General features: G+C 71.4%; 11 protein-coding genes. 4 read left to right on the top strand and 7 right to left on the bottom strand.

Annotated features, from left to right (window positions below):
- Window positions 1-16 precede the first annotated feature (16 nt).
- From H7347_RS03595 to H7347_RS03565, 7 genes are all read right to left on the bottom strand, one after another.
- Window positions 17-607 (bottom strand): potassium-transporting ATPase subunit C, encoded by a 591-nt coding sequence (locus H7347_RS03595; protein WP_222129904.1) that lies wholly within the window; start codon window positions 605-607, stop codon window positions 17-19.
- Window positions 604-2,655 (bottom strand): potassium-transporting ATPase subunit KdpB, encoded by a 2,052-nt coding sequence (kdpB, locus tag H7347_RS03590; RefSeq protein ID WP_152821450.1) that lies wholly within the window; start codon window positions 2,653-2,655, stop codon window positions 604-606. Before kdpB ends, H7347_RS03595 begins: the two co-directional genes overlap by 4 nt.
- A complete protein-coding gene (gene kdpA, locus H7347_RS03585; RefSeq protein ID WP_152821448.1) occupies window positions 2,652-4,313 on the bottom strand; it encodes a potassium-transporting ATPase subunit KdpA in 1,662 nt (553 codons plus the stop codon). The genes kdpB and kdpA overlap by 4 nt, the downstream gene beginning before the upstream one ends.
- Entirely contained in the window at window positions 4,310-4,402 is a 93-nt protein-coding gene (locus H7347_RS03580; protein ID WP_152821446.1) for a potassium-transporting ATPase subunit F, read from the bottom strand. The genes kdpA and H7347_RS03580 overlap by 4 nt, the downstream gene beginning before the upstream one ends.
- 412 nt (window positions 4,403-4,814) lie before the next feature.
- On the bottom strand, window positions 4,815-5,195 hold the full coding sequence (locus tag H7347_RS03575; RefSeq protein WP_152821444.1) for a DUF1304 domain-containing protein: 381 nt from the start codon (window positions 5,193-5,195) through the stop codon (window positions 4,815-4,817).
- 77 nt (window positions 5,196-5,272) lie between these two features.
- A complete protein-coding gene (locus H7347_RS03570; RefSeq protein WP_186337203.1) occupies window positions 5,273-6,625 on the bottom strand; it encodes a glycosyltransferase 87 family protein in 1,353 nt (450 codons plus the stop codon).
- On the bottom strand, window positions 6,622-7,971 hold the full coding sequence (locus tag H7347_RS03565) for a glycosyltransferase family 87 protein (protein WP_152821440.1): 1,350 nt from the start codon (window positions 7,969-7,971) through the stop codon (window positions 6,622-6,624). Before H7347_RS03565 ends, H7347_RS03570 begins: the two co-directional genes overlap by 4 nt.
- 246 nt (window positions 7,972-8,217) lie before the next feature.
- Between H7347_RS03565 and H7347_RS03560 the strand changes: the two genes are divergently transcribed.
- Genes H7347_RS03560 through H7347_RS03545 form a run of 4 tightly spaced genes read left to right on the top strand, consistent with a single transcriptional unit; the run spans window position 8,218 to window position 13,571 of the window.
- A complete protein-coding gene (locus H7347_RS03560) occupies window positions 8,218-10,650 on the top strand; it encodes an HtaA domain-containing protein (RefSeq protein WP_152821438.1) in 2,433 nt (810 codons plus the stop codon).
- Complete coding sequence (locus tag H7347_RS03555; RefSeq protein ID WP_152821437.1) at window positions 10,640-11,734, top strand: hemin ABC transporter substrate-binding protein; 1,095 nt, start codon at window positions 10,640-10,642, stop codon at window positions 11,732-11,734. Before H7347_RS03560 ends, H7347_RS03555 begins: the two co-directional genes overlap by 11 nt.
- The gene (locus H7347_RS03550) at window positions 11,731-12,777 is read left to right on the top strand and encodes a FecCD family ABC transporter permease (RefSeq protein ID WP_370513902.1); all 1,047 of its coding nucleotides are present in this window, start codon (window positions 11,731-11,733) and stop codon (window positions 12,775-12,777) included. The genes H7347_RS03555 and H7347_RS03550 overlap by 4 nt, the downstream gene beginning before the upstream one ends.
- The gene (locus tag H7347_RS03545; RefSeq protein WP_152821435.1) at window positions 12,774-13,571 is read left to right on the top strand and encodes a heme ABC transporter ATP-binding protein; all 798 of its coding nucleotides are present in this window, start codon (window positions 12,774-12,776) and stop codon (window positions 13,569-13,571) included. The genes H7347_RS03550 and H7347_RS03545 overlap by 4 nt, the downstream gene beginning before the upstream one ends.
- Window positions 13,572-13,586 lie beyond the last annotated feature (15 nt).

The following is a 13,586-nucleotide window of genomic DNA, read 5'->3' as shown; positions in this document are numbered from 1 at the left end:
CTCCCTGCGCCTGACGTTATTCGTGTACCGGGAAACGCGCGGCCCCGGCCTGGGCCACGGCGGCGTTGAGTGTGGTGACGTTCACCAGGCTGCCGTGGCCGTGGCGGGCGATGAGGTTGCGCAGCGTTTCCTCGGGCAGCCCCGAGTACCGCGCCACCCGGGGAACCTGGGCCTCAGCATAGGCCCGCGAGACGTGCGGGTCGAGCCCCGAGCCGCTGGCGGCCAGGGCCTCCGGCGGTACCTCGCTCGGGGGTAGGGATTCGCGCGCGGCGACCTCCCGGCGGCGGTGCTCCACCGTCTCCCGGTAGGCGGGATCGGCGGGCGAGGCGTGGGAGGCTCGTCCCTCCCCCGCGCTGGGGCGGGGATAAAACCAGGCCCGGGCGGGGCCGTTCGCCGCGCCGCCGTCGGGGGCGGGCTGCGCCAGTAGCACCGAGCCACGCGGGGTCCCCGCAGCGTCGTAGAGCAGGCTGCCCGCCGCCTGATGCGGCAGCACTAATGCGCCGAACCCCACCATGCCCAGCGGATAGCACAATCCCAGGATCAGGGTGAACACGGCCAGGGCCACGGCCCCCGCGCGCACGGTGCGCCTCAACCGAGCGGACATCATGACAGGACACCTCCGGGGAGAAGAGAAAGCAGGAGATCCAGGGCCTTGATGCCTAGGAAGGGCACGAGCACGCCGCCGAGCCCAAACACGGCGAGGTTGCGCCGCAGCAATGCCGCCGCCCCGCGCGGGCGATACGCCACCCCGCGCAGCGCCAGGGGGATGAGTCCCGCGATCACCAGGGCGTTGAAGATCACCGCCGCGGCGATGGCGCTGTGCGGGCTGTGTAAGCCCATGACGTTGAGCGCCGCCAGCCCGGGGAAGGCGGTGCTGAACATGGCGGGAATGATGGCGAAGTACTTAGCGACGTCGTTGGCGATGGAGAAGGTGGTCAGCGCGCCGCGGGTCATCAGCAGCTGCTTGCCCACGTGCACGATGTCGATGAGTTTGGTCGGGTCGCTATCCAGGTCGATCATGTTGGCGGCCTCCTTGGCCGCGGAGGTGCCCGTGTTCATCGCCACCCCCACGTCCGCCTGCGCCAGGGCCGGGGCGTCGTTGGTGCCGTCGCCGGTCATGGCCACCAGGCGCCCGGCCGCCTGCTCCCGGCGAATCAGCGCCAGCTTGTCCTCCGGGGTGGCCTCCGCCAGCACGTCGTCCACGCCCGCCTCCGCGGCGATGGCCCGGGCGGTCAGGGCGTTATCACCGGTGACCATCACGGTGCGGATGCCCATCCGGCGCAGCTGCGCGAAGCGCTCCGCCATGCCGGGCTTGACCACGTCCTTGAGGTGTATGACCCCCAGTAGCGCGGCGGAGGTGGGCGCGCCCGCATCATCCTCGCTGATCCGGGTCACCGCCAGGGCCGTGCCGCCGGAGGCGCTGATCTCCTCGATCACCTGGGTCGCGCGCGCCGGTATCACCCCGCCCAGGCGGGCCACGCGGCCGCAGACCTCGCTGGCCGCGCCCTTGAGGATCCGCTCGCGCCGACCGATCCGCGCCCCGCTCGTGCGGGTCTGTGCGCTAAAGGCCAGGAAGCTGAGGTCGGGATAATCCCGCGGGTTGAGGGGAGCGGTGAGGGAGTCCGCCAGGGCGCGCACCGAGCGCCCCTCCGGGGTGTCATCGGCATAGGAGGAAAGCTGGCAGGCCAGGGCGAGCTCCGCCGTGGTGGTGGCACCTACCGGTAGCAGCTCCACGGCGCGGCGATCGCCCATGGTGATCGTGCCGGTCTTGTCCAGCAGCAGGGTGGATACGTCGCCCGCGGCCTCCACCGCGCGGCCCGACATGGCCAGCACGTTGCGCTCCACCAGGCGATCCATGCCCGCGATCCCGATCGCGGAGAGCAGCGCCCCGATGGTGGTGGGAATCAGGCACACCAGCAGCGCCACCAGGATCGTCGTGGGTTGTACCGCCCCCGCGAAGGCCGCCACCGGGGCCAGGGTGAGCACCACCAGGACGAAGATGACGGTCAGCACCGTCAGCAGCGTGTTCAGCGCCAATTCGTTGGGGGTCTTGTGCCGCCGCGAGCCCTCCACCAGGCCGATCATGCGATCCATGAAGCCCTGGCCCGGCTCGTTGCTGATGCGCACGATGATGCGATCCGAAAGCACCGTCGTGCCCCCGGTGACCGCGCAGCGATCGCCCCCGGCCTCCCGGATCACCGGGGCCGATTCCCCCGTGATCGCGGATTCGTCCACGCTGGCGCTCCCGGCCACGACGTCGCCGTCGGCGGGAATGACCTCGCCGGCGAGCACCAGCACGTGATCGCCCCGGCGCAGGGCCTGGGCGCTCGTGCTGGCCTGTACCACGGGGGCGTCGAGGGGCGTGTCGGGCTCCACGCGCCGGGCGGTGAGCTGGCCCTGGGCGCCGCGCAGCGACGCCGCCTGCGCCTGGCCGCGACCCTCCGCGACCGCCTCGGCCAGGACGCCGAAAAAGACTGTGGCCCACAGCCAGGCGGAGAGGAAGAACGTGAAGAAGCGGGGCTGGATCACCCCGATGAGCAGGGTGAAGGCGGCGCCCACCTCCACGAGGAAGAGGACGGGCACACCGATGAGGCGGCGCGGGTGGAGCTTGCGCACGGCCACGGGTACGGCGGAGAAAAGGGCACGAGAAGTCATAGGGATGAGGCCTCCACGAGCGGGCCGAGAACGAGGACGGGCAGGAACGTCAGGGCTCCCACGACGAGCGCCACTCCCACCAGCAGGGCCACGAAGAGCGGGCGATGGGTGGGCAGGGTGCCCGCGGTGACCGGTCGCGGGGCCTGGGCGGCCAGCGAGCCGGCCAGGGCGAGCACCGCGATCATGGGCAGGAACCTCCCCAGGAGCATGACCACCCCCAGCGAGATCTGGAACCACGAGGCATCGGCCTGCAATCCGGCGAAGGCGGAGCCGTTGTTGTTGGCCGCGCTGGCAAAGGCGTACACCAGCTCGGTCAGGGCGTGCGGGGCATCCGAGGCGGTGGACAGGCTCGCCCGCGTTCCCGGGAGCACCACCGACAGCGCCACCCCGCCGAGCACCAGAGCGGGCATGACCAGCAGGTACAGGCAGATCTTGATGATCTGCGGCAGGCCGATGCGCTTGCCCAGGTATTCCGGGGTGCGCCCCACCATCAGCCCGGCCACGAACACCGCGAGCAGCGCCACGACCAGGAGGCCGTAGAGGCCCGAGCCCACCCCGCCGGGGGAGATCTCGCCCAGCAGCATATTCAGCAGCAGCACCCCGCCGCCCAGCGGGCTATAGCTGGAATGGGCGGAATCCACTGCCCCCGTGGAGGTCATGGTGGTGGCCACCGCGAAGAACGCCGAGGGCACGGTGCCAAAGCGCATCTCCCGGCCCTCCAGGCCGCCCGCCGCGCCGCCCTCCAGGGCCACCACCGCCGCCAGGGAGGTAAAAAACAGCACGCTCGTGGCCCCCAGCAGCGCCCAGCCCTGGCGACGATCTCCCACCATCACGCCGAAGGTGCGGGTCAGGCACACCGGCAGGAGTAGGAGCAGGAAGACCTCTACCGCGTTGGACAACGCCGTGGGGTTTTCCATGGGGTGCGCGGAATTGGCACCGAAATACCCGCCGCCGTTGGTGCCCAGCTCCTTGATCGCCTCCTGGGAGGCCACCGGGCCGCCCGGGATCACCTGACTGCCGCCGGTGAAGGTGCTCACGGTCGCCGCCGGGTGCAGGTTCTGGATCACCCCCTGGGAGAGCAGCACCGCCGCCGCGAGCACCGCCAGGGGCAGGAGAACGCGCAGCACGCCGCGGGTGAGATCCACCCAGAAGTTCCCGATGCGCCCCTGCTCGTCGTGGCAGGCACACCCCCGGATGAGGGCCACCGCCACGCTCAGCCCCACCGCCGCGGACAGAAAGTTCTGCACCGCCAGGCCCATCATCTGGGTCAGCGGGCTCATGGTGGCCTCCCCCGCGTAGGACTGCCAATTGGTGTTGGTGATGAAGGAGGCCGCGGTGTTCCACGCCGTGGCCGGGGCCACCGGTCCCATGCCCTGGGCCAGGGGCAGGGCCGCCTGGGCGCGCTGGAGGAGGTACAAGGCCACGAGGCCCAGCGCGGAAAACACCAGGACGCTCGCGGCGTAGCGCGGCCACCGCTGCGCGGTATCCGGGCGAACCCCCATAAGCCGGTACAGGGCGCGCTCCGGGAGCGTATGCCGAGGGCTGGAAAAGACCTGGGCCAGGTACCCTCCCAGCGGCAGGTAGGCGGCGGCCAGGGCGGCAAGCACCAGCGCGATCGGCGCCACGGTGCCGAGTGCTGGGACGAGCGCCGCGATCATGAGAAGTCCTCCGGGCGCACCAGCGCCACCGCGAGGTAGCCCAGTGCGGCGACCCCCAGCAACAGGCCGAGCAGACAATCCCAGGTCATAGGGAATCCACCCCCTTCACCGCCAGGAGCAGGCAGAAAAAGACCGCACCGCTAAGCGCGAGGAAGCAAAGATCACTAACCATGCGCAACAACCTAGGCGCGCCCGCGGCGGGCCGGGGTGGATCTTAACGCAATCTTGACGGGCCGTCCGGGGGAGGCCGCCGCGGATGGTACCCATAAACAAACGCGCCTCCCCGCCGGGCAGGGCGGGGAGGCGCGGGGTGAGGGCGTCTGCTTAGGACAGCGGCGGCGCCGGCGGGAAGCCCGGCAGTAGGCTGCCGATGCCGGCCAGGGCGTAGGAGACGATGTCCCCCGCGACGTCGATCAGGCTCAAGCTCACACTCAACATAGGTTCTCCTCTGGGTAGAAAATCAGGCTTAGTCTAGCGCACGGTCGCGCCGGGCGTCGGATTTTACCAGGCGGCGATCACCAGGAAGAGCGCGGCCAGCAGCGGGAGCGTGCCCTGCTTGAGGGCGGCCTGGCGGTGCGCGGGGGAACTAGCGAATAATACGATCGCGGCCGCCAGCATGGGGGCCACGCCCGCCAGGGCCAGGGTGATGCCCACGGTGTGGCTCCACGGCAGGGCCACCAGCCCGGCGACCACGAGCGCGGCCAGGAAGAAGTTGTAGAAGCCCTGGTTGTAGGCGTTGAACTTGGTCAGGCGGGCGGTCTCCGGGGTGGTGCCAAAGAGCGCGCGGGCGCGCTCGCTCTCCCAGGCGAAGGACTCGAGGTAGAAGATGAACACGTGCAGGAGCGCGGCCAGGAGGGCAAAAGCGAAACCGATGGCGAGCATGGGATCCTTTCCCACGGGCCCCGCATCGCGGGGCGAAACGATTATTCCGCCATACCCCAACCGGGGCGCCCGGCGCGTTATTCCCGCGACGCGGAGGCTGCGTCGTCGTCCGTGGGCTCCGCCCGTGTGCCCCGGCATTCCCAGGCCTCCCGCACGTATTGGGAACCGCGGCGGTACCGCTCTCGGACGTCGGCGGCGATCTCGCGCCGAGCGGCTGCCTCGCGCAGTGCCCGGCCCGGTTCCTGCGTGGGGGCCACGGCGGCCAGCAAGAAGAGCACGGTGATGACGGTGGCGGCCAGCAGGCCGCCCCAGGGGAACCCCATGCCGCCGTCGGCGAGCCTGGTGGTGGAGGCGAGCGGCCAGAAGAGCAGAAGCACCGCGATGGCCAGCGGGGTCCACAGGGCGTCCTGGTAGCGGCGGGTGCGCACCATCGCCAGGATGCCGGCGATGGGCAGCACCAACACCAGCAGGGAGTGCGTCCACAGCAGCGGCGAGGCGAGGAAGGCGGTGCACAGCCACCCGACGAGCAGGATCTGCTGGGCGTACCGGGTGTTGAGCCAGGCCACCCAGCAGGTGGCGGCCGCGAGGAGCAGCACCGCGAGCAGGACGATCAGGTGAACCCACAGGGGGGCCTCGGTGAGCACCCGGGTGTGGATGCCGCGCGGCAGGGGGTGCCGGGGGGCCAGGACGAGGGCGCTGAAGGCCTGACTCTCCTCGTGGAGGACGGCCCCGCCGAGAACCTCGCGCAGGGCCGCGACCCACTCGCGCACGCTGAACAGCCCGGTACACAGCGCGGAGAGTACCACCGTGGCTCCCGCCCCCACGATGGCCCACGCCCCGGCCAGGCGGGTGCCGGCCCACAGCAGGAGCGGAACGATGAGCACCAGCGGGGGGCCGGCCAGGCAGCAGGCCCCTCCCAACAGCAGCCCGGAGACTACCGGGCGCCTGTGTGCCGCGGTGAGCGCCCAGGTGGCCGCGGCCAGGGCGAACACGGTGAGGTGGCCGTCGGCGCTGCTGGATTGGAAGGCCTCGCTGAACCAGACCGCCAGCGCGGCGGGGATCAGCCAGGTGAGCGGCATGGTGCGGCGAAACCACAGGGTGTAGGCGCAGGCCAGGAACACCACGAGGCACAATCCCTGCCCCAGCGCCAGCAGGAACTGCGCGGCGGTCAGGGGAAGCGCGGCGGTGATCGGCGCGGCGAGGGCCGCGAGCAGGGGCGGGTAGAAGAAGGGCTGATCGGGATAGGCGGAGGAGCGGTAGAGCAGGAACGTATTGCCGGAGCGGACGTGCTCGCCGGCCGCCCAGATGGCGTCGAGCCGGCCGCCATCGGCCTGGGTGAACCACAACAGCGCGTTGGCCAGGCCCATCGCGGTGGCCACGGCGAGGATCGCGGGGCTGAGCGTCCGGGGGGAATCCGTAGGAGAACTCATACGATGGGGGCGATCCTTTCTTGCTCTCGGAGGAGGGGGAGGGGCTCGGCGGCCGGTGGGTCGTGCTGCGCGGGCGAGGAGCCGTACCGGGTGCGCGGCGCACCCGCCACCAGCAGGAAGAGGACGAGGTGCAGGGAGAGGGAGACCAGGCCCAGCCACGGCACGTAGAACGGGGACTCCTGAGCGAAGGGCGGCAGGAGCAGCGCGGTGCATAGCGCCAGGGCGGGGTAGACGATCCGGGCCCGGTGGCGGGGGGTCAGCGCCAGGGTACCCATGATCGGCAGGGCCACGATGATGAGGTAGTGCGTCCACATGATCCCCGCGGTCAGCGTGGCCAGGGTAAAGCCACCCACGGAGAGGATCTCGAAGGCGCGCGCCCGGTTGCGCAGCGCCGCCCAGCACACCCCGATCAGCCCCGCCACGGTGATGGCGCGGGGGATCGTTGTGATCCAGGCGGGAACGTCGGCCACGATGGGCACGAAGAGCTCCTCGGTGCGCTTGCCCATCTGGATGCTGTGCTGCGTGCTGGGTTCCAGGAGCACGGAGACAAAGCTCTGGTTCACCTTGTCCACGATCCCGCTGCTGCCCAGCCAGGTCAGGGTGTGCATCCACTCCTGGAAGACCTCCTTGCCGGCGAGCAGCCAGGACAGCATCACGATCGACGCCGCCGTGACGGCGGTGACCGCGCCCGCCCTGCGGGTGGGGCGGAAGATACTCAGCGGGATCAGCAGGCTCAGCGGGGTGAGTTTGATGGCCGCGGCGATGCCCAGTATGAAGCCCGAAAGCCGGGGACGCGACGCCGCCATGGCCAGGCCGTAGGCGACGGCCGCCAGGATCAGAGGCGTGGTCTGGCCGATGCTCGAGGACAGCTGGAAGGCGGCGGTTAGCCACAGCAGGGAGGTGGCCGCCGCGAGGTGGGGCAGCCGCATGGATTTCTTAAACCACAGGGTATACGCGGAGGCCACGAGCGTGACCAGGCAGAAGCCCTGGGCGAAGGTCAGCAGTGCCTGCGAGGCGTCGTAGCTCATGATCCGGGTGAACGGGGAGATGAACCACGCCACGAACGGGATGTGCACGAAGGGGTGGGGGAAGCGGTAGTCATCGTTGCCCTCCACGTAGGCGTCCCAGACGCGGGAGGTCCATCGGGAAAAGTCCTTCTCCCAGATGTCGTAGAGCAGGTGGGTATCGCCGCGGGTCACCATCTCCCCGGCGATCCACAGGGAGGCCCAGTCATCGGTGGTCTGGCGGTGGAACCATAGCGCCGCGTTGGCCACGCCGAAGAGGAAGGCAAAGGCGAGGGTCGTGGGGCTAAAAACGCGGATGCGGTGGAGCGGGCTGCGCGGCATACAGATACTTTTCACACTATGGGAGGCGATCGGTTCATCGGGCTCGTGGAACCCCTGTGGGATGTATCGACACGAACCCTGTCGATGTTAGCGGGTGCGACGAGGCCCGAGTAGTTTTGGCGATGATAGCTGTGCCGGGGCCGAGAAATATGCTTTACGGTTCGCGGGGCGCGGAGTAGTGTTGCCTTACTAAGGCCTCCCTTAAAAGGTGAGGTCACGGATTTGTCGAGAGGAATACTGAAAGATATGCGCTCCGCCTCGCCCTGGAAGGCGGTGGCGGCCTCGGCGGCCGTCGCCGGTTTGAGCCTGGTCTCCGCGCCGGTGATCGGCCCGGTCGCCGCGCCGCCGATAGCGGCCGCAGCGCAGGCCGGGGAGTGCCGGAAGATCGACTCCGGCACCCTGGACTGGGGGATCAAGCAGTCCTTCCGCAGCTACCTCACCGGGCCTATCGCCAGGGGAGGCTGGCAGCTCGACGGCGCGGAGTTTCGCGGGGAGGAACGCGGAGGCGGGGCCTTCCGCTTTACCGCAGACCCCGAGCGTGCCGCCCTCAGCGGCGAGGACGCCGACATTCCGCTGCGCGGCTCCGTGCGCATGACCGGACACTTTGGTGCCCTCACCATCACCTTGAGCGATCTTGAGGTGCAGATTCGCGGCGCCCAGGGGCAGATCGTGGGGCGCATGAGCAGCCAGTCCCCGGCGCTGGTCTCCAGTGTGCTGGGCCTGGGCGGGGGCAGCGGTCAGCGCGTGCCCCTGGCCACGCTGACGCTGGATCGGCCGCTGCCCCAGGCCCTCGGCGCGGACGGCACCGCCGTGGTCTCCGCGACGACCCGGCTCACCGAGGAGGCCAACCAGGCCCTCGGCGGCAACTACGGTGAGGGCAATGACGAGGGCGATACCGCGACGCTGAGCCTGCGCACCGCGCCGGGCGCGGGAGAGTGCGCGGGGGTGGATCCCTCGGTGCGGCTGGCCTCGGCCCCGCGGCCTGGCGTCGCCTCCGCCGCAGAGACGACGTCGCCTCCCCCGGCGGTTCCCGCTGAGGCGACCGCGGCTCTTCCCGACGCGCGCTGCGCCGAGGTGACCTCCGCCTCCGCGGGCTGGGGGATCAAGCAGTCCTTCCGCAACTACCTCACCGGCCCCATCGCGGCGGGCGGGTGGGATCTCGACGGCGTGGAATACCGCGGCTCTCGGGGCGGCGCGGAGGGCCAGTTTGCCTTCACCTCCCCGCAGGGGCAGGCCACGGTCACCCCCGAGGGCGCGGACATTCCCCTGGCCGGAACGATCAGCCTGCACGGACACCTGGGCCTGCTCGCAATCGACATGAGCAACATGAGCGTGAAGGTGCGCGGCAACCGGGCGCAGTTCATCGCGGACTTCAGCTCCAATATCGTCAATCGGCCCGCTCCCGGGGCCAAGGTCACCGGGCGGGAAACGGGCACCCAGGCCGTGATCGCGGAGTTCACCCTGGATTCCCCGATCACGCCGGAGGCCCTGGCCGCCGGCGAGCTGCGCCTCCACGGCGGTGGCTCCATCACCGCCGAGGGTAACCGCGCCTTTGGCGGTAACTACGGGGAGGGCAATAACCAGGCCGACCCCCTGGACGTCGTGCTCTCGGTCGAGGGGGCCCGCGACTGCGGGGCGGGGCTCAGCGACCACGCCGCCGGTGCCCCGGCGGGCGCGGTGACGACGAACCCCGGCGGGCGCGGTGCTATCCCGCGGGATCGGACAGCCCCGGCCGACCCGCCCGGGTTTGCCGTGGCGACCCCGGCCCAAGCCCCCGCGGACGTGGCCGTCGGCGGGCGGGGAGCGTCCCAGGCGCCCACGAGCGGTACGTGCGACGAGGCGGCGACCCAGGCCGTCTCGGACGCGCGCCTGGGCTGGGGCGTGAAGGATTCCTTCCGCACCTACGTGCGCGGGCCCATCGCCTACGGCGGCTGGCGGCTGAGCGGGGCCACGGAGTCCGGCGGGAACTTCGTGTTCAGCGGCAACCAGGGCGCGGTGGATACCGCCGCGGCGCGCGGCACCATCGGCCACGGCGGGGCCGTGACGTTCTACGGTCACGAGGGGGTACTCAACACCACCATCGCCAACCCGGAGATCCAGTTCGAGGGCGGGACCGGCGCCCTCATCGCGGAGGTGACCTCCAATGACACCGAGGGCAACGCCGTGAACTACGGGCGCATCGCGGTGGCCGACCTGACGGTCAACATCGGCGTGAGCGGCGACGTCCTTGACGGCACCGCGGCGGCCTCGCTCACCCAGGCCGGGGCCTCGGCGCTGGGCAACTTCTATCCCGCCGGGACGCAGATGGCCCCCGTGAGCTTCAAGGCGGCGCTTTCCGGGGCCGCGAGCTGCGCCGCGGTAACCGGCGCGGCGGCGGCCACCGGCGCCGGAGCGGGGGCTAGGACCCTTTCCCAGGAGGACATCGCCGCGCTGGGCAAGCCCGCCGACCCCAGCTCGGAGCCACCGGTGCCGCCCACGCAGGCCGCACCCTCCGGCTCGCGCACCAGCCTGCTCGACGCCGAGGCGCAACCGCCGCGCAGCGCCGCGGTTGCGCTGGCGGCCAACCCCATGACGCCGCCCTCCCTGGTGGTTCTGCTCCTGGGCCTGGCGGGCCTGGGCGTGTATCTGTTCACCGGCCGCAGGGCTGCTACGACGACGGAGGCAGACGATGAGGAATAGAGGAACCACCCTGGCGGCCCTGGGTCTGGTGCTGTGCCTGGCGGGTCCGGGCCTGGCGGCCTGCCAGGCACCCGACCGCGGCGGTCAGGAGGAGGCGGCGACGAACGCGGTCGAGTCCCTGCCCGACCGCGCGCAGGCCCCCGATCCGCGCGCCCTCACCGGACCGTCGTCCGCCCAGCCGGTGGGCGACATTGAACCGATCGCCCCGCAGGCCCGCCCGCAGCTGCCGGTGAGCTTCACCGATGCCACCGGCGCCGCCGTGGAGGTCACCGACGTCTCGCGCATCCTGGCCCTGGATCTCTACGGCACGCTCTCGCGCACCGTCAGCGGGCTGGGCCTGGGGGAGAACATCGTGGGTCGCACCGTCTCCTCCGAGGAACCGGCTCTGGCCGACCTGCCCGTGGTCACCGAAGGCGGGCACAGCCTCAACGCCGAGGCCATCCTGGGGCTGCGCCCCAGCGTGGTGCTCGTGGACGAGTCCGTGGGCCCGCCCGAGGTGATCCAGCAGCTCCGCGACGCCGGGGTGCCGGTGGCGGTGCTCGACCCGCGCCGGGTGCCCGACTCCCTCGGCGACGACATCGCCCTGGTGGCCGGCGCCCTGGGGGTGCGCGAGGAGGGCGCGGCTCTGGCCGAGCGCACCCGCGCACAGATGGAGCAGGCCACCGCGGAGGTTCGCGATCTGGCGCCGTCCGGCGAGGATCGGTTGCGCCTCGCCTATCTCTACATGCGGGGCAGCAATGGGCCGTTTTTCCTCCTGGGCAAGGGCAGCGGCGCGGACGCCATGATCGCGGCCCTGGGCGGGCGCGACGTGGCCAGCGAGGCGGGGATCGCGGACGTCAAGCCCGCCACCGCGGAGTCCCTGGCCAAGCTTGATCCCGAGGTGCTCGTGGTGATGGACAAGGGCCTGGAATCCGTCGGCGGGGTGGACGGCCTGCTGGCGCGGCCCGGCGTGGCGCAAACGGCGGCAGGCAAGAATCGGCGCGTGGTTTCCCTCCCGGATTCCGAGGCCATCTCGATGGGACCGCAGGCCGGCCTCTCCCTGGTGCGGGCGGCCAAGGCCGTCTACCTGGGCGAGGCGCAGTGACTCGGAGACAGCCCTCCTCGGCGCTGGCGCGGCGCGCCCGGGCGCGTGGCATCACCCTGGCGGTGCTCGCGGTGGCGCTGCTGCTTTCCCTGGCGGCCAACCTCGCGCTGGGGCAGTTCAGCCTCTCCTTGGGCGAGGTTGGCCGGGCCCTGCGGGCGGGGCCCGGCGGCCAGGAGCTAGCCAGCAGCGTGATCTGGCAGATCCGCCTGCCGCGCATCGCGCTGGGCCTGCTGGTGGGCACGGCCCTGGCGGTGGCGGGCACCCTGCTCCAGGGCCTTTTTGGCAACCCCCTGGCCGAGCCCTCCGTGATCGGGGTGACCTCCGGGGCGGGCGTGGGTGCGGCCGTCGGGATCGTGTGCGGCCTGAACTTCGCCGGGCTGGTCACCATCCCCCTGTTGGCGCTGGCCACCGGCCTGCTCACCGTCGTGGCGGTGTACCGCCTGGCCTCCTTCGACGGCCAGGTACGGGTGGTCACCCTGATCCTCACGGGCATCGCCGTTAACGCCGTGGCCGGGGCGGTCATCTCCGTCCTGATTTTCCTGGCGCCCACCTCCGCGCGCGAGCAGATCATCTTCTGGCAGATGGGTTCCCTGGGCGGGGCGCTGTGGTCGCACGTGGCCACGGTGGCCGCGCCCATCCTGGTCTGCGTGGCGGTGGCCTGCCTGATCGCGGGCCGCCTCGACGTGCTGAGCCTGGGGGAGCATGCCGCCGAGCACGCTGGCCTCAACGTGGGCGCCACCCGCGTCTTGATCGTGGGTCTTTCCACCGCGCTGGCGGCCTGCGCGGTGGCCTTCGCCGGGGTGATCGGCTTCGTGGGGCTCATCGTGCCGCACATCCTGCGCCAGGCCGCGGGCCCCTCCCACGGATGGCTGATGGGCTTGTCCTGCCTGGGCGGAGGCGTGCTGGTCACGCTCTCCGACCTGGCGGCCCGCACGCTCGTCCCGTTCGCCGATCTGCCCATCGGCGTGTTCACCGCCCTGGTCGGCGGTCCCATGTTCTTCCTGTTGCTGCGCCGCAGCCTGCGCCGAGGGGGTCACGCATGACGGATTTTCTTGAGGCCCGTGACGTCAGCGTGCGAGTGCGCGGCCGGGAACTGCTCACCGGCGTCTCCTTGGGCGTGCGCCCCGGCGAGGTGCTGGGCCTCATCGGCCCCAACGGGGCTGGCAAGTCCACGCTCTTGGCTGCCCTGGCCGGCGACTGCTCCCCGGACGGGGGAGAAGTGCTGCTGGCGGGTAAGCCCTACGCCTCCTATAGCCCGCGCGAGGCCGCGCGCCTGCGGGCGGTGATGACCCAGGACACCACCGTCTCCTTCGCCCACCTCGTGCGCGACGTGGTCGCCCTGGGGCGCACCTCCTGGCCCCGGGATCCCCGGCGGGATGGGGAGATCATCGACTACGCGCTCGACGTCGTGCGCCTGCACGATGTGCAGGAGAGGGAGGTCACCACGCTCTCGGGTGGGGAACGGGCGCGCGTGGCCCTGGCCCGCGTGATCGCCCAGCAGGCGCGCTGCCTGCTCCTCGACGAGCCCACCGCCGCGATGGACGTGGGCTACCAGGAACACACCCTGCACCTGGCCCGCCACCTGGCCGCCACCGGGGTCGCGGTGATCGTGGTGCTGCACGACCTGGGGGCGGCCTCCCGGTTCTGCGACCGCGTGGCGCTGCTGCGCGGCGGCCGTCTGATGGCGGTGGGCGCCCCCGGGCAGGTGTGTACCGCCGAGCGGCTCAGCGAGGTGTACCAGTGGCCGGTGGCGGTGGACGCAGCGGCGGGGGCTGGGTTGTGGATCAGGCCCGCCCCCGCCGCGAGGGTGGAGTTTCCGCCGGTGCCTGCGCGATAGCGGGCCGAGCGTGGC

This window comes from Corynebacterium sp. zg-331, assembly GCF_014267345.1.
In the GTDB taxonomy this organism is placed as follows: domain Bacteria; phylum Actinomycetota; class Actinomycetes; order Mycobacteriales; family Mycobacteriaceae; genus Corynebacterium.
This window is presented reverse-complemented; position numbering and strand designations above follow the sequence as displayed.

Excerpts from the sequence above, each read along its gene's own strand:
- kdpA (WP_152821448.1), bottom strand. The coding sequence starts at position 4,313 with ATGATCGCGGCGCTCGTCCCAGCACTCGGCACCGTGGCGCCGATCGCG.
- H7347_RS03560 (WP_152821438.1), top strand. The coding sequence starts at position 8,218 with ATGCGCTCCGCCTCGCCCTGGAAGGCGGTGGCGGCCTCGGCGGCCGTC.
- H7347_RS03565 (WP_152821440.1), bottom strand. The coding sequence starts at position 7,971 with ATGCCGCGCAGCCCGCTCCACCGCATCCGCGTTTTTAGCCCCACGACC.
- kdpB (WP_152821450.1), bottom strand. The coding sequence starts at position 2,655 with ATGACTTCTCGTGCCCTTTTCTCCGCCGTACCCGTGGCCGTGCGCAAG.
- H7347_RS03555 (WP_152821437.1), top strand. The coding sequence starts at position 10,640 with ATGAGGAATAGAGGAACCACCCTGGCGGCCCTGGGTCTGGTGCTGTGC.
- H7347_RS03575 (WP_152821444.1), bottom strand. The coding sequence starts at position 5,195 with ATGCTCGCCATCGGTTTCGCTTTTGCCCTCCTGGCCGCGCTCCTGCAC.
- H7347_RS03545 (WP_152821435.1), top strand. The coding sequence starts at position 12,774 with ATGACGGATTTTCTTGAGGCCCGTGACGTCAGCGTGCGAGTGCGCGGC.
- H7347_RS03580 (WP_152821446.1), bottom strand. The coding sequence starts at position 4,402 with ATGACCTGGGATTGTCTGCTCGGCCTGTTGCTGGGGGTCGCCGCACTG.
- H7347_RS03570 (WP_186337203.1), bottom strand. The coding sequence starts at position 6,625 with ATGAGTTCTCCTACGGATTCCCCCCGGACGCTCAGCCCCGCGATCCTC.
- H7347_RS03595 (WP_222129904.1), bottom strand. The coding sequence starts at position 607 with ATGATGTCCGCTCGGTTGAGGCGCACCGTGCGCGCGGGGGCCGTGGCC.